Consider the following 18,657-nt stretch of genomic DNA (forward strand, 5'->3'; position numbering starts at 1 on the left):
AAACTTATAAATAGTACAAAATTATAAGCTTAGTTTTAAACTTTAATCAAATCTAATTTATTTACTTATTGAAAGTTTGATGGTTTGTTAAATTTTGTTTTGTTGTTTATCAGAACGTATATTTTTTGATATAAATGCAACTCCAAATTGAGACAGTCCTACTTTCGTGATAAAGAGTTACAATAAAAATACATAAGTTAATCTTATAACTAATCTCAAGACATTTTTGTACAAACGAAACTTAGCTTTATATAAGCCTTATATTATGCTGTTGTGGGTAGATACGCTGAATGGGAAGCCCGTTGGACTGGCTTTATTCACACTTGCCACTGCCCCAAATACCCATTCCAAAACAGTTCACCCAGTGCGATCTAGTCCCAAACCCCCACACTCACCCCATCCACTCGACCCAATCGGGAGCAGATGCCACCAACTGCCCAAATATCTGCGGCTCTTGCTCCTTAAACGTCATCATCACGCCCCAGCGCTCGTCACTGGGGAGGGTAGTGAGGAAGTGTTTGACCCAATCCACCCCATTCTCAAAGCGTTCCATGACTAATGCAGTATAGGATTTGACTTGTTTCCACCATGAATTAATTGGATTATCTTGTCCAGCAACATCCCCCGAATTATGACTTTCATCTTGATTAATGGGGAATGTGGATAGCGGTGATGTGTCAACGACTGGTATTGTTATATCTATGTTATTGGTGACTGACACCAACTCATACTGTAATACTTCATCCCGACCAAACCATCTCCCGAAAATACCATCACGCTCATCATCAGGAGCAACAAACTTATACACACACTCCCGATGACCTCGTGGCCCCAACCGCCCCACATAAGACAGTCGCAAATCAATCTTGTTCAATAACTTCTGAGCGATGGCTATAGGTGTCAATTTTTCGCTAATAGTCACATTCAGGTAGTTCTTGATAACGTGCCGATTTTGCACTGCCGCCCGTTTCAACTGCTGCATCGCCTCGTCAGAACCCCTCACCTGCTTATCTGCCTGGAGGAACTGCAACAAGTTCAAGTTTTCCAACAGCAAAACAGCACTCATCACTTGCCCCTTGTTAAAGTCAGGTTTCCATATCGCATTCTCCCCAGTTTCGGCTTGTGCCTTAACTCGTTTACTGTCCCGTTTCGTTAAGAATCCCCGCCCCAGTGTCAGATAATAGTGTAGTCGCAGTTGAGGATACCAACCGTCATCATCTTTCTCCACCAAATCGGGTGTTACCTCAACCTCATAACGCCGGGACAATTCAGCCTTACGCTGCTGATGGCTTTCGGCTGGAGTTTTCGAGCGTTGGTTTTGCAACTTCTTGAGTTGAGCATCAGTTATGTCATCACTGGCAGCGATCGCCTGACGTTCCAAGGCATACAATTGGTTAGATGCGGACTGAACCTCTTTGAAAATCTCCCCGCTATCCTCACCGTCAAGAGCATCAATCACCGTATACCCATCTGCTATCAACCCCCGCACAACAGACTCACGATAGTCCCGCATCTCCACGTTGATGACGCAGGCTTTTTTACCCCATGTCTGTAAAGATTCGGGCTGAAAGTTTTGGTCAATGAAACTGTAATCCTGATTATCTGCCGCCGACAATAGCGCAATGTTAGCCTGAGTCGCAACGTTTTGACTCCTGAGCAATCCCCCAATAGAAGTTGAAGAGTTGCCCACAGTACCCATACCGTAGCGACTGACCCAGATATGACGGTCAACAGTTTCTCGCAGCCGTGCCAACATTTGTCTAACAGAGTTCACAGGCTGCACACCCTGGAATATCCCCCAAACTCCATCGAAATGACCCTTGATATCGATAGAAACCCCAGTTTCTAGACTAGGTGAGGCAATGACTAAATCGTACTGGGTGAGAATCTGGTTGAGATGAGAAATACATCCATAAGCTGGGTGCGTCTTGTCTAGCACAGAATCGCTATCAATCCGCAAAATGCGTAGGTGGGGAAATTTGCGGCGGAACCGTTCTTCTAATGCCTGAGTCCCCCACTTTGATTTAGCCTTTTGAGCAGAACAGCATAATAAATGATGTCCCCCTTTGGCAATCGCTTTATCTAACGCTGCAATCAAATTCTTGGGATTACTGCCAGAGTAGTTGTAACATTTGCCAGACACCGACTGGTAATTGTTGATAATGACAAAAGGATTTACATTATATTCTCCTGCCAAAGAAAGAACATACTTAACATCGGTATCCGACACATCAGCCGAAGACAAGTAGATTTTTCCCAGCTCACTGCTCAGAACATTCTGAACTAGCTGCTTGAGGTTCTTGAGAATTGACACACGACGCTTCTGCACATCGGTAGTAGAGTTGAGCAAATGCCAGAACACTTGGTCGCACTCATCAATAATGACGACATCGTTAGACCAGTCCTCTGGGTCAAATCGGGCTTGACTATCTTTGTGCAACGAGTCTACACATACACCATAGCCGAGTAAACCCCCAGTGTCAGATGTGTAGATTTCGCTGACGTAATCTACGCCGAAGCGATCGCACAAAGCCTCACCCAATTGAATGCGGTGAGTGATGATGAGTACCCGCCGTCCCTGCTCATGAGCTTTAGCCACCTCATGAGTTAACCATTCGGTTTTACCAGTTCCCTTTGGTGCTTTGAGGACGATGAGCTTTTCGCCTACGGGAGCAATCAGCCCACCTAAGAACCGTTGGTTCATTGCGATCGCTGGAGGATAGGTTAACAATGTGAATAATTTGATTTCCCATAGACTTAAAGCTTCGGCTGTATTATAAAGTGCATGAAATGCCGCTTGACCTTGCGCGGCGACAAAATCATCAACGCCTTTGTCTGGCCCTGGAAGGTCAATAACTCGCAGTTCACAGCCTTCATTCACAAACAACCGACCCATGCGGCTGATTGCGGTTCGCACTCGTTGGACTGTTTCGGGCTTGGTGTCGTGGTCAAAGCAGATGTTAACCTGTCTCCCCTGTGTAGCAAAATGCTTCAGTTCTGGGATTAACGATGGTTTACCGATGATGTTGCCGTACTCATCTTGCAATGTGCGATAGCCAGCGTTGACCCCAGGAATGGCGATCGCCGCGTAGCCTGCTGATAATAAACAAGCAGCTTTTTTGGCTCCCTCTACGATAACGACTGGTACATTGTTCTTCCAAACCCAATGCCAGAACCCCCAAGGGTGCATCAAATCTTCATCAGTGATGGGGATACCAGAACGATTGGAGACTCTAGCCCAAATCTTCTTTGTGACGTTCAAGAAGAAAGCTCGGATCTGTTCTCTATAAGGATGCTCGTATTTGATGAACTTGTGGAACTTCTGGGTATCTCGGCGGGGCTTGTCGGGTTTAAAGCAACCCCAGAGCATTTGTTCATAATGGCTCAGTGGATCAATGCCACTACACCACCAGCCGCCCTTTTCGATGTGCTGGTATTTCCTCAAGTCCCCGTCTCGGAGTCGTCCATCGTTACGGCGGGAGATTTTATCGCTGTAGAGCAGGTATTCGTATGGTGTAGTACCAGATAGTGATCGCACATTCAGCAAAATCAGTTCTTCGTCAACGCCACTGTCAAGCCATTCTTGCAGATGATGTGGTTCGAGATTAGTTGCGTTCGCGTGCATAGTTCCTCCGTAATTGCATAGGAAACTAAGCGGTATAAAGCCATACCGCTTAAGAAAGTTCAAAAAACAGTCAGTAGATTGAGAAAAGCGTTAAATCAGCAGTTCTAAAGTGTGTGATGAATATCGAAGTTGTACGAATGAGAGCTAAATCTTTAACAGTACCCATGTACTAACATTTCGAGTTAATCTAACCTGTAGCGCAGATATGAACAATCTAACTAAAGGCAAGTATTCTCACAAATTAGGGTGTTAAAGCTAGAAAGTATTGTGAGATAAAGGTTTGAGAAATTACAGTTTTTACTTGACAAAGCAATTAACCCTCATACAACTTGATAAATGTCTATCATTAGGCTGATGCAGTAAACCTTGTTTTAGGATTTTTGGGTCTTCCCTTTCATCCACACGTTGGGGGTAAAAGGTAAGATTGATACGAGGATCAAGGTCAAAAAGTCTGGGTAGTAACTGACAGGTAATGTAGGGACTGATTCAGGAAATAAGTTGAGTTGTTGCATAGTATGTTTCTCCTGAGTTTGGGTCATTGCAACGGGCGTATTTGGTGAGATTGTTGAAAATTATGTAAACGATGCGGGATTTTGCTAGCACTGGGTGAAAAATATAAAAACCTAGTTTTCCTTCTCTGGCGATCGCCGATTCTTGTGCGGTTGCTTTTTACTGTTTGACCAGCTTCATCCGTTTTTTGTTAGAGAAAGCGCCAGCCTGCCGTAGTGCCGCAGTAGGGTTCGGGTGAGCAAAGAACTCCTCAACTGCTTTTGTCAAACCATCAGCCACAACTGGATCATGGCAGGCATAGATGTAAACTGATTGCTGAACTCCGTTGACCAACCGATATTCCTGGCGGTCGCCTAACTGTGGGTAAAATGTGCGAACCCATGTACCTAAATGACCCCGATAATGGGAGCCGGACAGAGGTACTTTCTTGCCAAGCTCGATTTCTGCAAAGTTCACAACACCCATCCATTTTTCAGGAGAGGCTGACAGGGCTGCTCTGTTATGTTCAGCTAAGAGGTTAGCGGCGAAGTCTTTGAAATGCTGCTCAATGTATGGGTTGAGTTTTCCCCCGGTGAGGTCAGCTAAAGTCTTCATCGCCTCAACCAAAGTATGTAAGCGTTGTTCTACAGGAGGCAGGGCAGGAACAGGCGGTTGTTCTGGCTGTTGGGTGGGTGTTGTTGTCCAGCCCGTGATATCCTGCATCCAGGCGCGGACACCGATGGTTTTGAATGCTCGGCAAATTAACTTTGCTTGAGCAGTGCAGTAACGCCCGGCTTCATAACCGTAATAATCGAGGATAATAGCGATCGCTATATCAGGAATACCATTAGTACGCCAAGAATTTAGGTTCGCGGCATCGAACCCTTGCTCCATAAGCATTAGAGCTAATTTAGATGGTTCTAGGTTCGCGCTTTCTAATGCTTTACCGATAGCCTTGTCACTAACTCCAGCTAATCGTGCAGTAGCTTTCATACTGGCTTTACCCCGACCATCTGCGTCAACTTCAATCTCTTGTTTTATCTGTTCAATAATTTGAGCGACTTCTATTTGTGACATAAATTTAGTTGTGTGATGGAGGGATAATTCAAAATCTGTTGAGCTTGGTTAAGAAAGTTAAACTTTCACCCGCACTAAATCTTCTTCCCTGACCAAAGAAGACCTATTGAACATAGAGATAGTAGGTACAAGCATTGGCGACTGCCACTCCACGACATAGAACCAGCCCCTATCCACAAGCTGCACACCCAAAACCAAGCGCTGCTTTGTCACCGGCGCGTGACCTACTAGCATGACGCGATCGCCGATAACAAAAGCTGGCTTCTTCACTGTGCTAGGTTCCATACGTCCAGTAGGAACAATCTCGTGTTTGGTAGCGTGTACAACCTCGTCTTCAAGGTCGATAAAATAAACCCACTCGCCTTTGCTCCACCCCAGTCCACTGCAATAACCAAATGTCCGTGAAGCCTTAAGATAAACTCGCTCCCACAAGTTCACTTCAACTGGAGGAATTTCTTGACCCCAAGGTGGAGATAAATACCAGCATTTTTCTAGCTCAGTGATTGCTTCCATTTACACTTTCCCCTTCAAAAGATAATCAATAGCTGCTGTATCCAGACTGGCAATGCGTTTTCTGATTTGATGTGGTGGATTTTCTAGAAACTCTTTGAGATGTCCTATGCCAATTTCGTAATATTTTGGACAACGCTTGTTTGCCTTAAGCCAGCCCCGGTTTATCCAAAGGCGAACAGTAGATAAATTCAGTGAGAGAATACTGGCGATTTGGTGGTAGTTGCAGTTATCTGAGTGAGTACAATTCTTAGTCATACGCCAGCCCCAGATTCTTTGGATTCAGTTGTTAAAATCTGTGCGCTGATGGATATAAAATCGACTTGAGCAATATTGAAGTCAGTCTGCATTTGACCACTGTTGTACCTAGTGACTATTTCCTGCTTTATTGCTTCTTGGGTTAATCCATCAGGGATATCAATGTGAGCTTCACTCGTAATTTTCTCGACTACAGTAACGATGACTTTCATGGTTGAATAGTGTGTAAATAATGTGCATAGGAGCCATAACAGTGTTGATTTATGACTCCTATAAATATCCCTAAGCAGATCCAGTCTTAGCCCCTTGCACCTGCTGCATCCATTGATTAATCGCTGTTAACTCATCATCTCCATTAGCAACCAAATCAACCACCTGCTGTTGATATGAAGTTTCAGCTTGATTAGGATGTTCAATGTAATTAGCAGCCCAGGCGAGACACATATTTTTGACGAGAGCATCCACTTTACCAACAGGTAATTGACTGGGGCTAGTCGCATCTTGAAACTGCAAATACTCCTTGACTAAATCAAGCGGATAATCTAACAAAGTGCGAATATATTTCACCCGCAAATCTTGAGGATGCGGGGGCTGTTCTGGTGTTAACCCAACAGATGAAGATGCACCCCCAAGCCGTGATTGTATATCAGCAATGAGTGATGCCCAGTCAGCATTAGGATTCCATTCACGACGAATCCTGACTTTGGTAGCTGCATCATATAATCGACAGAACACGACGTTCTCGTCTCCGGCTGTAGCAGCAATAATCAGAGGTTTAGAAAAGTCGTAAACTTGAGATGCTGCGAGTAAAAATGTCTTCGCAAAGTTGGTTTCTATGCCAGTGCGAATGATGTAAACTTCATCAGCAGCAATGACAATATCTAACTTGATGTTGCCCTTGCCCTTAAACTCTTTTGCAGTGATTCTCAGTTCTGATAAGTAACCTGTTAAACCCTTTTGATGCACAGGTGTTGTTTTATCTCTATCAATGTCGTGGAAATACCACAGATAAGATTCACCGTTTAATTCCCCATTTTTACGTATAAGTAAATTGGTTCGGGAGGGTTACAAAACCCTAACTTAATTTCGTTATTCATTCTTAACCTCAAAGCTTTTTGCAGCGTGCAATAATAAAAATCCTGCGGAAGATGCTACTTATATAGATTGGCAATCGCCTGGAAAATAGCACTCACTCAGGCGATGTCTACGACAAGCCGCTTTGCGTCTACGCTTTTTCCTAATTTGTTTCCTTTGATGCAGCAGATAACTGTTGATTGCTCTCTAGCTCATCTTTGATATATGACAGTGCAGTTTGAGCATCACCAATGGTTAAGTCTGGATAATATTCCAACTTGAGAAAATCTGGATGTTTCTCAATTTGGGATAGTAAGTATTGAGTGACACCGATTAAATCAATTAGCTTGACTTCACCTTTGCTCATGACACTATCTCCTAAAACTTGTTTTTGTTGATAATCAAAAGTCAGGAACCAAAAAGTTGATGGTTTTAATTGCTTTGGCTCCTGAATACTCCTTACGTTTGGTCAATAATTTGCAGCAGAAAACCACAGCCAGTATTCTGGACTTTCACGAGGTTTTTATCTAACAAATATTGGATAACTCCTGTAGAGAAGCCCAGAGTATGCAAAGGTGCAGATCCGCCACGACAGCGCAAGGAATGTAATAAATTTGCAGCAGTCAAATCATTACCGTTCTTCTTTGGTCTAGCCATTACTGCCTCCTGTTATTGCTGCTAATTGCTGTTGCAGAATCATGATTTGCGTTTGGTGTTGTTCGAGTTCTGTTGTGATTTGTGTAAGTAATTCTTGAGTTGAAAGTGTCTTAAGTTGCGATTCTTGATAATGCGATATTTCTTGGCAATGTTTATCCCGCATTAACCCATAACGCCAGCCATGACCGTACTCATAGGCTAATTGGGTATTGACAGGATAGTATTCCAAGCTCAGAATTACGCCTTGTTGAGTGCGTTGACCAAAAACAAAACGGGGATAATCCCAATCCTTGGGAATTGATATTGTCGGTTGCATAAATATGCTGATGGTTGAAGGGTTGGGGAGCAATTAGGACAGAATTACTGAGGTTGCCCCAATTGCTGGTGATTATTATTTAGGGCAATAAGTTCTTTCATCAAAAGATAGTAGTGGGCAGTGATGCCCACTATTTCCCTAAACTAAGCCGCTACTAATTCCTGTACTGGCTCAGATTCCATCATCAGTAACCACTCGTCAGCCGTTAGCTCGTCAAAAGCCTTATCCAAAAGTTCATCCCAATCGACAACCTCAACTTGCAACAGTGAGCGCACAAGAGCGATCACCGACTCACACGCCGCCTTCTGCTGCCCAACTGAAGAAGCCCGGATGACCCACCAGTTGCCATCAGTAAAGCCGACTTCGCCCAATTTCTCACCATCACGGGTATAAATCCCATCATCGAGAAGTTCTAACCCGCACTGTTCACAAGCTTGGGCAATCTCAGCCATGATTTCATTACCAGTCGTGCATGGTTCTTCTTGTGTCTGCACTGGTAACATACCTTGCTGATAAGCTTGTTTAACGTAGCTGTGGCATCTGGCAGGGGTGATGTTTCGATAAATCTCAACGTTATTAACCAGGACTCGCCAGTACAAATCTGCATGGTTGTCATTATCTAACTCAACGCTGGCAATAAGTTGACCATCAACGATTACTTCTTGGTCGTAGAAGGAGATTTCTGCAATGGTGGGAACTTCAGGATATTCGATTGGTGCAGGTAGTGGGGCTGGGAGTGAGCCATCCTTATGATGCCATTCAACGTAACGCAGGCAATGGGCAATGGTGTTGTGGCGGAAAATCTCGTTCCCTTGCACCATGACTACCCATCGTTGGGTGATGAAGTCGCTATGGTCGTAGGTGATATATGCGATGAGTTGTTTACCAGCAAAGATTTCAAAGTGATGGGAGTGGATTTCTACCGTGGTCAGTTCTTCCGGTGCTATAGCTTGCGCTTGCTGGTTGATGTACTGCTGTAGTTCAGCTTGGGCTAGGGTTTGTTCGCTGACGGGTTGCTGTCTATGTGCGGTATAAGCCATAATGAAGATCCTTACTAAAGGGTAGAAGGCGATCGCAAAGTTTTCCAGGCCGAGCGATCGCCTTTGTTTTTTTCGGACAACGTTGTGGGGGAGCCACAACGCACTCATACTGATTTGGCGTAGCCATAAAGAAAGTCAAAGCCAGCAGTAGCACTTGAGTATTAGCAAGACAAAAATCTATGGTTGCAGAAGTTGATTATTGATTTACTTGTGCTGAGTGATGTCTTGAAGCTATTTAGTTTCCAAGGTTCTGTAGACCCAAACTTTCACGTAGTTAGAACAGATGCAGTTTGCTTTTTGCTGTCCTTACTTATTAATATAAAGCATAATACTGGATTTATCAAGCCTAAAACTGGATTTATTAAAATCTGTACTGTATTTATCCAGTCTAAATATATATTATTTGTGGTACAGTAGGGATAGAAGTAAGCTTAAAGTGTAGAATTATGAATCAAGCCTTGATTAAGTGGAGATTAAAAGAAGTCATGGCAAGGCATAACATTAAAGCCCGTGACCTTGCCGATCAAATGGGTGTCAGTGCTAATTCCGTTTCTAACCTACGTAATGCTCGAACTATGCCTCGGTTAGATGGAGAAATCTTAAATAACCTCTGTGAAGCCTTAAACAGACTTGCACAGGATTTAGAAGGAGAAATTACTCCAACTGATTTAATTACTTATGTTCGTGGCCCTAACCCTGTGGTTGATGAGACTCATGAAATCAAAGGAGCCAGAGCATCTACTCAACAAAGAAAATCTCGTCAAACTAATTCTCAAGCTCAAGTAGAAGATTCTTTAACTTCGTCTGCGGCTTAGTAGAAGCGATCGCCGCCGACCAAAGCAATGCGATCGCCTGCTCAATCCGTTAACCACAAAGTGAGCTACATATAATGCTGACACATTTAAGGTGTAAACCACCAGATCAGCATCAATGTTCACTTTGGTTATGCGTCCGTGACTGTTTTCGTGCATTTACCAATAGTGGGCAATACATATGCTGACACTAGACCGCGAAGAAATATCAGCACCTCGCTACAGTATTCTCAATGACAGCATCAAAGAAACGTTTACTTCCATTGACCGCTTTGAGTCGCAAGCTGTTGAGGAAATATTGCAGATGCGAGATAAACAGATGTACCTTGAAGCCGGGTACACCAGTTTTAAAGAATACTGCCAGCATGAACTATCGGACTGGGGAGGCTTCCGGCGAATTAACCAACTGCTAGGGGCGAAGAAAGTAATCGATACGGTTGGCGAGTTAGGGCAGCACATCAAGAATGAACGCCAAGCCCGTCCTTTGCTGCGTTTAGTCAATGAACCAGAAAAACTAAGGGAAGCTGTAGCGATCGCAGTGCAAGAAAACTCTTCCCCTAGTGAATCGGATTTTGCGGCTGCGGCTAACAAAGTCCTTCCTCGCCAACCACGCCCACGCATAAAAGCCCCATCTCAGGAAGCAGTGGTTCCTAAATCCAATAGGGTCAAAGTAACGTCACCCTCTCACCCCAGATATGGAGATGGAGGAAGCATTGAAGCGGACGCACCGAACCCAAGCCAGCAGATTGTCACCTTTGCCGATGGTGAGAAGTTGTTAGTAAACAATGATGATTTGACTAACTTGAGTAATGACGTAATTGAGTCATTTAGTAGTGAAAGGGCTTATCCTCCAGAATATGCCGAAGCGATCGCCGCATTGAAGCAGCAACACCAGCAAGAATTGGAACGGCTAGAACAGGAGTTAAGGAGGGAGCAACGCGATTTTGTGAAGTCGGATCAAAATCAAGCGATCGCTAAAAATCATACTTAATTTAATAGTGATTTTATTTACAAATAAAATATTGATTTACACGAAAAATCATCTTGATGAGATATCTCAAAAGATTGCTAGCAAGTCATTTGAGGATTATTTCCAAAAATCTCTGCAACAAGTCTTTGATACTTAGTATCAATTACGGCAGAAAATAAATTGAAGGCAGAATTAAAGTATAAAATTTATCAACCAGTTTGGGGTTTGATAAAAGAATTAAAGATAGAATCACAAAAATTATCCCAACTTTTAGCTATCCATTGACAACGCAGATGTAACATAATTTCTGCATTATTTTGTAACCAAAACTTACTGTTTCCTTTCATGCGTAAATTAACAACTTGACGAATTAAACTTTCAACTGCACCACTACCGAGAGGTAATTTTCGAGCTGCAACTTCGTTATATTTTAAAAGCCTCCTTCTATACGCTTTTAAAATATAATTTCGCTCTCTTACCATAATTTTACAGCGCTCTCCTGTTGCCTCGGAAATAAATTCACCCATATTTCTCATTAAATCTAGTGCCTGACCTTTCTTTAAAATTTTCCGAGATTTTTTAAACCAGGATTGACGCTCATTATCTGTACTAAAAGCGGCATCAGCAAAATCTTGTAAATGTGATGCTGCGTGATAAAAGTCTAATAATTGATAAGTTTCAAGTGGGCATTTTAATTTTTTAGTAAAAGAGGAATGTGTATCCATATCCACTCTGCACCATCAGCAATCAATAACACCTGCTTGGCTTCACTTATACCCAAATTTACTAAATACATCTCTAAAATTTTGAGGAATTCTTTATAACCTGAATATGTGCCATCATTCGTAATAGGTATTGTCGATGTCCTAATTTTTTACCTTCTTCATTTACTACATAAATTGTTAGTAACTTTGGCTCCATCCATTCACCAACAAAGCCATGACGGTTTGTTTTCTTACTGCGTCTACCTTTTTATTAAACCTAATTTTAGTTCTTCCACCATCTACAGCGATTACAACTCGTTGGCCTTTTGAGAACATTACTATTAGATAAGTGGTTCATCTCCAGATTTAATATTTTTGATTGGCGTAGATTAATACCAATTTCACCAAAAAGGTAAGTCAGGCGTTCGATTCGTTTTAAACTAACATTTATTCCCCAATCCGTTAGCGTCGAACGTGCTGCATCGAAAGAACTAGCGATCGCACCATATTTTGCGATTATTGACCAGACTAGAGGGGTAATACCTTCAGACATCCCTAGCCACTTTAAAACGGACAAAATCCTTGATTTGAAGTTTTTATTTTTGGCTCATTGAGCAGAGGATTATCAGATTCTTTACTTGTGGGATTCCGTTCAAGTACATAAGGTAAAGTTAAAGTTACTTCGACGTTTCCAATTGTTACTATTTTTCGCTTTTTAGAACCATGTTTTTGTGTATTTAAATTTCTCCATCCCTGTGTTTGACTAACAGAATAGTTTAGGATTTTTGGGGATACGGAAAGATTATATAATAAAACAGCTATACATTGACCTGCTAAAATCATTGCCTGTTCTCTAATTTCTTTTTCTCGTTCTCTCAGCTTTTTTCCATCCCACTCTGTGATATTTGTAAATTCTAAAAGTTTTGTGACCTGTAAGTGAAAACTTTTAACTGACTTGTTTAAATCAAGAGTTGCACTTATATTTTTGCCATAAAAGGTAGACGTTAAAACTCTGGAAAGATTACTTAACCGGAATCCTACCTTGTTTTTGACCTTTATAAATTTTTGCACACATCACCAGACTTGAAATTGGTTGATAGCTTACGTATTAATACGGCTTCTAATATAAGAAATATTTTTAGTACTGAAGAAAGTTGTTAGCGATCGCTGGTTTTTGATCCCACCTCACCAAATCGCGTTGCTCCCAGTTAAGGATTGGGTTACTCTCCGAAGCCAATGCTAGAGCCGAAGAACAGGTAAAAGAACAAATCCAATCATTGCAACTACTATTTCAGCAACAGAAGGTGCAAAACATCCAGTTACAACAACGCTTGGATGAGATGGAAGCACTGAGACAGTTGGAATACGAGAACCAGCAGTTAAAGCAGCGTATTGAGGAGCTAGAGAACGCGCTTACAGAACGTCCCACCCAGCAATGGGGGAATACTCTGACCAAGCAAGCGGCTAAGGCATTAAACAAAGAAGTTAAGGAAGCTCTAGAGAAAACACTTGACTTGCGATCGCTTGCCCAAGAACCACCAAAGGAGAATGCCCAAGAGTGCTTACGCCTGATGGGTATTGCTTTGGGGAATTTGGGCCAGTGCTATGAACAATACCCAAGCCTTGCAAGCTGCGGCGTTAATACTGGGGAGTGAACCGACCCCACAGGCGATCGCATATCGAGCCGAGCAACTGCAACTATTGCCCCAAGCGGTGAGTGATATTCAGGCAGTGCTGTCCAAGCCTGGGTGTACTTGGCAAGACTATTTGAGTGTGGCGCAAGAGTACGAGGTGATTGAAGAAGATTACTTAGCCCAGTTAACCCCACAAGAGGTACAACTAATCACCGAATTAGAGAAAGCTGCACAACCCAAAACTATAACTGTGGGTTCCATCGTTGCCCACAATGACCCGTACTTCGCTTTATACAACGCCAGAGGTGAAGTTATTCAAGACTTGGGTACTGATGTCTGGGTGGCGTGGGATCACTGGAAAGAGCGAACTGAAAAATCATTCCGACATTCCAAGGACGAGTTACGGCTGTTGTCGGACTAGCGATTACTAGATAACCCAAACAACCGAATGCGGCATGGCTGAAGTGCTGCCGATATTTTCATGCGCCAAAAATTGGAGAAATATATATGGATGCAATTACGTTTCAGATTCAGGACGAGTTAGGATTCTGTACCCGCACCAGCGACGGTGTAAGTGGAATGACCGTCACAGCTTTAGCTAATTTCTGCGGTGTAGATCAACCTGCCATCACCCAATTGCTCAACAAGATTCGTGATTGTGACCCCATAACGAACGACTTAGCAGAATCGCTAAAACATTTAGCTGGTAAAGACTGGAGGCTCATAACGAACGATACCCAAAATAGCTTGTACATAATTGACGAACTTTGCCACGCGATTCTGGAATATTACGCTGTTGATGCTCGAAAGTACAAAGGCAAAGCGATCGCCGTTGAAAATTACCGTATGGTTGCCAGGGCAGGGCTGAGGGTATTCATCTGGTCGCAGACGGGTTATTCGCCACAAACTCTCAGTGCAGAGCAGATGGCTTTGCTTCAGTCTATCCCTGCCATGCAAGAAGCTATCGCCCAATTGCAAGCCCAAGTTCAAAGCCTACTGCCTCCATCATCCGACTTTATGCCCCCGGCTGGGATGCCCAAGTGTGGAACCAGTTACCCCCACAAGATAAACGCCACTTCCGTTTTCTGTACCGTCGCCGAGGCTTTCGCCCCTCACAGCAGGGTCAAACTGAGCGGTTAGCCTTGCCTTCTGTCACTGTTGAGCAGTTGAAGGAACAGCAACGCGATGAAGTAGCGCAGTTAGTTGGTGAAGTATCGCCCGAAGAAAAACAACGATTGCAAGCCGCAAAACTCCAGGCACTCCGAGAATTTTGGTCACAAGCACCAGAAGAAGACCAAGAAAATATGCCATTTTAAATATTGAGTTAAAAATATGACTAGTAAATTAATTACCCCCGAATCTCCTCTTTTGGTTCCTCCCCTACTAGCCGCAGAGATTGGTTTAACAGAAGCGGTAATACTCCAGCAGATTCATTATTTTTGTCAAATCTCCAAGCACATCAAGCGTGACGGACGGCGGTGGTTTTGGAAGACGCTCAAGGATTGGGGCGAAACTCTACCGTTTCTTAAACCTTCTGCAATCAGACGAGCGATCGCCAACTTAAGGGACAATTTCAAGCTGATAGATGTGTGCAGACACAGTGAGAAAACTTGGTATCAAGCAAACTGGTTCACGGTTAACGTCGAGAACGTACAAGCCTTGTGGAATCGCATTTGTCAAAATCAGCAGATCGATGTGAGCGTTTTGGAACTATCGAACTGCTCACAGGCGGCAGATCATAACAAAGACTTCCCTCTCAAAGACTTCGCTTCACAACAACACAGTGCTGTTGCGCCTTTTAAAACTGAGGAACTGGAAAACGAGAATTTGGAGTGTGATCAAGAAGGAGCAGTCCAAACCCCAGAGTTAGAGTTACCCCAGACTACCCACTTTGTTGAAGAGATAGAACAGGTTGACTCGACTAGCGAGATAGACCATCATGGAGGCCATTCTTCCGCCGCCCCGGTTGCGTTGAATTTTTGTGATGAAGACTCTGGTGATGATGATTACACTGAGCCACAAGAAAAATCAGTACAGCCTAGTCAGCAGGAAGTGCAGGAGGTATTGCAGCAGTTGCGAGAAATCCCCTGTACCCCACAGTTTCGGTTGAACGGGGAGATTCAGCGCACGGTCAAGCGGTATTGGGAAAATGTACCAGGGGCGATCGCGTATTTGAAGGAGGCAGTGCGGACTTGGAAAGGGGTCAAATCACCGGAGGCTGTGTTTGTAGCAGCTTGTAGGGAGGGTAGAAAGCCGGAAGCACAACAGGTCAAGTCTGCTGTGAAGGATTGGTTCGAGTGGGCGAGGAAGGAGAGGATTGTGATTGCGATGTCGGGTGAAGTTGTGTATACGCCGGATGGTGAGGCAGTGGCGTTAGCGGAAATGATGCGGCGGTTTCCGATGGGGGAGTAGAGGTTTGTGTCTAAACAAAATCCTGAAATGGTCGATTGATAACTTGTTTACCGCCGAAGGCAGAAGGTGCGGCCTTGGCGGATTGCAAAGTTACGGATGGCAAGAGCTAGGAGATAGGAATAGGTTGACCGCTAGAGAGAATTAAAGGGAAGTTGTGGACATTAGGAGCGTGCATTGCACTTATACCAAGATTGGCACGGTTGAGGATATCAGCGTTAGTTTTAATCACTTCACCACGGCTATCTAAGATGGAATGATTAAAGTTCAAACCATTGATATTAAATGCCATTGAACATATAGCCATTGAGGCAAACCAAAGACCTACTGTTGGTAACGCTGCTAATAAGAAATGGAAAGCACGATGATTTCTGCTAGCAAAGGTAGGAATCAACAAGCGTCCCAAGAAGCTATGGTGTCCTGCCAAGTATTTGTATGTTACTTGCTGCTGACCCAACTTATATCCAGCATTAATGGATTCATTTTCATCGGTATTGCGAATTAGTGTTGAAGCCACTAAAGAACCATGCAAAGAACTCAACAGTGCGCCACCAAACACACCTGCTACACCCAACATGTGGAACGGGTGCATCAAGATATTATGATCGCCTTGGAAAGCTAACATAAAGTGGAAAGTTCCAGCAATTCCCAAAGGTAAACCATCAGAAAAACTACCTTGACCAATGGGATAAACTAGCAAAACGGAAGTAGCAGCAATCACGGGTGCAGAATAGGTGATCGCTATCCAAGGACGCATTCCTAAACGATAGCTAAGTTCCCAAAATCGCCCTACTAAGCACCAAATACCAATCAGAAAATGCAGAACAATCAACTGATATGGCCCGCCATTGTAGAGCCATTCATCCATTGATGCTGCTTCCCAGATAGGATAAAAGTGCAAACCAATGGCAGCAGAAGTCGGCACCACTGCGGCTGTAATTAAATTATTACCGTCCATTAGTGAACCCATAATTGGCTCACGTATGCCATCCATATCTACGCTAGGCGCAGCAATAAAAGCCAAAACAAAACAGGTGGTAGCAGCTAACAAGGTAGGAATCGACAATACACCAAACCAGCCGATATAAATCCGATTTTCTGTGCTGGTAATCCACGCACAAAAACTATCCCATAAATCCAAAAAATTCAATTCCCTTTGACGTTGAACAATAGTACTCATGGTTTCTAGCTCCTAAGTAATTCCAAGTTCAAAATTTTTCTACTACTTTTAGCAGATGCCTATCTCTTAGGTTTGACTTACCGTTGTATGTTCAGCAATTCCGATAGTTTTCAGAGAGTAGAGTTGCCAGTTATCAATTAGTTGAATATCTCTAGTTTGAAGTTAGAAAAAGAATTTGAGGAACTTGTGAGGAAACACAGTACTTATGAAAACTTAAATTTTGTCATAATTTAGATTAACAACATAGCTAACGCCTCTTAAAAGTAATTAAACCAAAGATTTCCCGTAAGGATTCAGGTCTAATATTGAGGAAGTAAAGAAGGGCGAGACTCAGAATTATTAGAATGAGCAACTAGAGCTTGTGCAAAAAAATCGATGACAGACTTACTTTGACGGCGACAAGTCTGTACTACCGTCAACAAATTAGCAGTGTGTTGAAACCGCTCTATCGAACGGGAGCCGCCACTAACCTTACGTTTTGTCACAGCCAAATTTGGGTGATCAAGGCGCTGGGTATTACTGGAACTAGTGCTGTTTTAGGATTCATGTTAAGAGAAAAACAAAATCTCAGCGTCAGTAGCATTGCCTTTATGGGTTGTGCTATACCCTTATTTTTCTGGATTCTCGAAAGTCAATGAAAACATTTTCAGCGTGGTTTTTATCCCCGTGTTGCTCAAATAGAAGCCATCTTTGCTAATACTTATGGTTTATGTAGTCCTAAAATTTACAGTAGTTGAACTTATACTTTCAAGCGCAGTCCTACTCCTCAACATAAAGGTTATCTATGGGATGGTTTGCTGAATCGCCGTGTCTGTCTCAGCTATTTGCTAGAGACTGCCTTTCTATGCAGCATCGCGGCGATCGCCTACTTTTAGAAAAGGTATTGATGATTGTTGTATAAATTAGATAAAGTAAGCAATTTCTATTTCATTCTCCACTAATTCATACTTGATTATGTAACATATTATTTACTTTTATCTATGTGCGATTATTTGATTAAATAATTCCTCACATTTTCTTCACATTTTATTTCTAACCTTAAAGTAGAGTTCATGTTTAAAACAACAATGTGGCAAGAGGTGAGCAACTATGTTTATTGATCAAACTCCAAGAGAAATAGAGAGTATTGGAGGAAAAGTATGCTCAATGTTGTGCGTCGTAGTCAAATTATCGGATGGATAGCAATAGATAGTTCAACAGCTAATAGTCTTGGTGAGTTAGAAGAAGTTTGGTTAGATAATTCTGGGCGTATTGCCTATTTTTCAGGTGGAGAAACATACTTACCAGTGTTAGGAATTGCTGGGGTAGGTATGGGTGCGGTTTCTGTGTATTATCCTCCACTAGAAGACACGCCAGACAATCTCCGCCGCTTGCATGAAATTACAGTTGAATCTACGCTGGGTGAAAACCTTGGTTGGGTGGAAGATTTTTTATTTGATTGGCAAACAGGAGAAATCGCAGCTTACATTGTGGCGGGAGAAATTGCTGCTCCTTTTGGTAGACGCGCAGTGCTGTATCCCGAAGATGTTGAGGAAATTGCCATCGATAAAGTCATTATCCGCGAAGATGTTAAACATCAACTTGAGGCTGAGTCAGAGGGATTGAAGGGTTTCTTTAGTGAGAAATCACAACAAGTGCAACATCTAGTAAATATCATAGGCGATCGCCTGCATCATCTGATTTCCCCCAGCGATAAACCAGAAGTTGTCCGCGTCAAAATCAAGGAAGTTAGCGATGAAGTAGCAGCTTCTACTAATCATCCACACCACGCCTTGCAAGAAGCTACGGTGTTTTTACAAGAGTAATGGCATAGTTTACAACAAAGTATTGCCCGTGCAGGAGAGCGTGCAAAAGCGTCTTTAGATGCCGCCTGGAAGCAAATCCACCAAACAAAGTCTTGAT

Annotated in this window: 21 protein-coding genes and 2 pseudogenes; 8 read left to right on the plus strand and 15 right to left on the minus strand. The window is 43.0% G+C overall.

The window, feature by feature from the left end:
• Positions 1-391: 391 nt before the first annotated feature.
• From NSMS1_RS32565 to NSMS1_RS32615, 11 genes are all read right to left on the minus strand, one after another.
• Positions 392-3,625: a plasmid replication protein, CyRepA1 family gene (locus NSMS1_RS32565; protein ID WP_224095882.1), complete on the minus strand. Its 3,234-nt coding sequence runs from the start codon at positions 3,623-3,625 to the stop codon at positions 392-394.
• Positions 3,626-4,294: 669 nt separating this feature from the next.
• Positions 4,295-5,191: a hypothetical protein gene (locus NSMS1_RS32570; RefSeq protein ID WP_224095883.1), complete on the minus strand. Its 897-nt coding sequence runs from the start codon at positions 5,189-5,191 to the stop codon at positions 4,295-4,297.
• Positions 5,192-5,248: 57 nt separating this feature from the next.
• Positions 5,249-5,704: a DUF1392 family protein gene (locus tag NSMS1_RS32575; protein WP_224095884.1), complete on the minus strand. Its 456-nt coding sequence runs from the start codon at positions 5,702-5,704 to the stop codon at positions 5,249-5,251.
• Positions 5,705-5,959, minus strand: coding sequence for a hypothetical protein (locus tag NSMS1_RS32580; protein ID WP_224095885.1), 255 nt, complete (start codon positions 5,957-5,959; stop codon positions 5,705-5,707).
• Complete coding sequence (locus NSMS1_RS32585) at positions 5,956-6,171, minus strand: hypothetical protein (RefSeq protein WP_224095886.1); 216 nt, start codon at positions 6,169-6,171, stop codon at positions 5,956-5,958. The genes NSMS1_RS32580 and NSMS1_RS32585 overlap by 4 nt, the downstream gene beginning before the upstream one ends.
• Before the next feature lie 70 nt (positions 6,172-6,241).
• Positions 6,242-6,925 carry a hypothetical protein gene (locus NSMS1_RS32590; RefSeq protein WP_224095887.1) on the minus strand — a complete coding sequence of 228 codons (684 nt, stop codon included), beginning with the start codon at positions 6,923-6,925 and terminating at the stop codon, positions 6,242-6,244.
• Positions 6,926-7,196: 271 nt separating this feature from the next.
• On the minus strand, positions 7,197-7,400 hold the full coding sequence (locus tag NSMS1_RS32595) for a hypothetical protein (protein WP_224095506.1): 204 nt from the start codon (positions 7,398-7,400) through the stop codon (positions 7,197-7,199).
• Between the two features lie 92 nt (positions 7,401-7,492).
• Positions 7,493-7,690 (minus strand): hypothetical protein, encoded by a 198-nt coding sequence (locus NSMS1_RS32600; protein ID WP_224095505.1) that lies wholly within the window; start codon positions 7,688-7,690, stop codon positions 7,493-7,495.
• The gene (locus tag NSMS1_RS32605) at positions 7,683-8,006 is read right to left on the minus strand and encodes a hypothetical protein (protein WP_224095504.1); all 324 of its coding nucleotides are present in this window, start codon (positions 8,004-8,006) and stop codon (positions 7,683-7,685) included. Before NSMS1_RS32605 ends, NSMS1_RS32600 begins: the two co-directional genes overlap by 8 nt.
• 143 nt (positions 8,007-8,149) lie before the next feature.
• Positions 8,150-9,046: a hypothetical protein gene (locus tag NSMS1_RS32610; RefSeq protein WP_224095503.1), complete on the minus strand. Its 897-nt coding sequence runs from the start codon at positions 9,044-9,046 to the stop codon at positions 8,150-8,152.
• Positions 9,027-9,173 (minus strand): hypothetical protein, encoded by a 147-nt coding sequence (locus NSMS1_RS32615; protein WP_224095502.1) that lies wholly within the window; start codon positions 9,171-9,173, stop codon positions 9,027-9,029. The genes NSMS1_RS32610 and NSMS1_RS32615 overlap by 20 nt, the downstream gene beginning before the upstream one ends.
• 319 nt (positions 9,174-9,492) lie before the next feature.
• Here NSMS1_RS32615 and NSMS1_RS32620 point away from each other — a divergent pair, with 319 nt between their 5' ends.
• Positions 9,493-9,861 (plus strand): helix-turn-helix domain-containing protein, encoded by a 369-nt coding sequence (locus tag NSMS1_RS32620; protein WP_224095501.1) that lies wholly within the window; start codon positions 9,493-9,495, stop codon positions 9,859-9,861.
• On the opposite strand, the gene NSMS1_RS32625 is transcribed toward NSMS1_RS32620, so the two are convergent.
• Positions 9,841-10,017, minus strand: a complete 177-nt coding sequence (locus NSMS1_RS32625) for a hypothetical protein (RefSeq protein ID WP_224095500.1) — start codon at positions 10,015-10,017, stop codon at positions 9,841-9,843. The two genes, NSMS1_RS32620 and NSMS1_RS32625, sit on opposite strands and share 21 nt — an antisense overlap.
• 22 nt (positions 10,018-10,039) lie before the next feature.
• On the opposite strand from NSMS1_RS32625, the gene NSMS1_RS32630 reads away from it, so the two are divergent.
• Entirely contained in the window at positions 10,040-10,849 is an 810-nt protein-coding gene (locus NSMS1_RS32630) for a hypothetical protein (RefSeq protein ID WP_224095888.1), read from the plus strand.
• Positions 10,850-11,037: 188 nt separating this feature from the next.
• Here NSMS1_RS32630 and NSMS1_RS32635 read toward each other — a convergent pair.
• Positions 11,038-12,435, minus strand: a pseudogene (locus NSMS1_RS32635) (ISLre2 family transposase).
• A gap of 374 nt (positions 12,436-12,809) precedes the next feature.
• On the opposite strand from NSMS1_RS32635, the gene NSMS1_RS35390 reads away from it, so the two are divergent.
• The 5 genes from NSMS1_RS35390 to NSMS1_RS32655 all read left to right on the plus strand — a co-directional run bounded on the left by NSMS1_RS35390 (position 12,810) and on the right by NSMS1_RS32655 (position 15,578).
• Positions 12,810-13,187, plus strand: a complete 378-nt coding sequence (locus NSMS1_RS35390; RefSeq protein WP_317986626.1) for a hypothetical protein — start codon at positions 12,810-12,812, stop codon at positions 13,185-13,187.
• Positions 13,138-13,587, plus strand: coding sequence for a hypothetical protein (locus NSMS1_RS35395; protein ID WP_317986627.1), 450 nt, complete (start codon positions 13,138-13,140; stop codon positions 13,585-13,587). Before NSMS1_RS35390 ends, NSMS1_RS35395 begins: the two co-directional genes overlap by 50 nt.
• A gap of 86 nt (positions 13,588-13,673) precedes the next feature.
• Positions 13,674-14,306, plus strand: coding sequence for a hypothetical protein (locus NSMS1_RS32645; RefSeq protein WP_224095889.1), 633 nt, complete (start codon positions 13,674-13,676; stop codon positions 14,304-14,306).
• Positions 14,307-14,308: 2 nt separating this feature from the next.
• Positions 14,309-14,482: a hypothetical protein gene (locus NSMS1_RS32650; protein WP_224095890.1), complete on the plus strand. Its 174-nt coding sequence runs from the start codon at positions 14,309-14,311 to the stop codon at positions 14,480-14,482.
• 16 nt (positions 14,483-14,498) lie between these two features.
• Positions 14,499-15,578 (plus strand): hypothetical protein, encoded by a 1,080-nt coding sequence (locus tag NSMS1_RS32655; RefSeq protein WP_224095891.1) that lies wholly within the window; start codon positions 14,499-14,501, stop codon positions 15,576-15,578.
• A 106-nt stretch (positions 15,579-15,684) separates the two neighbouring features.
• Here the strand turns inward: NSMS1_RS32655 and NSMS1_RS32660 are convergent, their stop codons facing one another.
• Positions 15,685-16,755 carry a Photosystem Q(B) protein 1 gene (locus NSMS1_RS32660; RefSeq protein ID WP_224095892.1) on the minus strand — a complete coding sequence of 357 codons (1,071 nt, stop codon included), beginning with the start codon at positions 16,753-16,755 and terminating at the stop codon, positions 15,685-15,687.
• A gap of 299 nt (positions 16,756-17,054) precedes the next feature.
• Positions 17,055-17,249: pseudogene (locus NSMS1_RS32665) on the minus strand (IS66 family transposase); the annotation flags it as partial.
• A 645-nt stretch (positions 17,250-17,894) separates the two neighbouring features.
• On the opposite strand from NSMS1_RS32665, the gene NSMS1_RS32670 reads away from it, so the two are divergent.
• Positions 17,895-18,560: a PRC-barrel domain-containing protein gene (locus tag NSMS1_RS32670; RefSeq protein WP_317986628.1), complete on the plus strand. Its 666-nt coding sequence runs from the start codon at positions 17,895-17,897 to the stop codon at positions 18,558-18,560.
• Positions 18,561-18,657 lie beyond the last annotated feature (97 nt).

Origin of the sequence: Nostoc sp. MS1, from assembly GCF_019976755.1 — a bacterium.
GTDB lineage: Bacteria > Cyanobacteriota > Cyanobacteriia > Cyanobacteriales > Nostocaceae > Trichormus.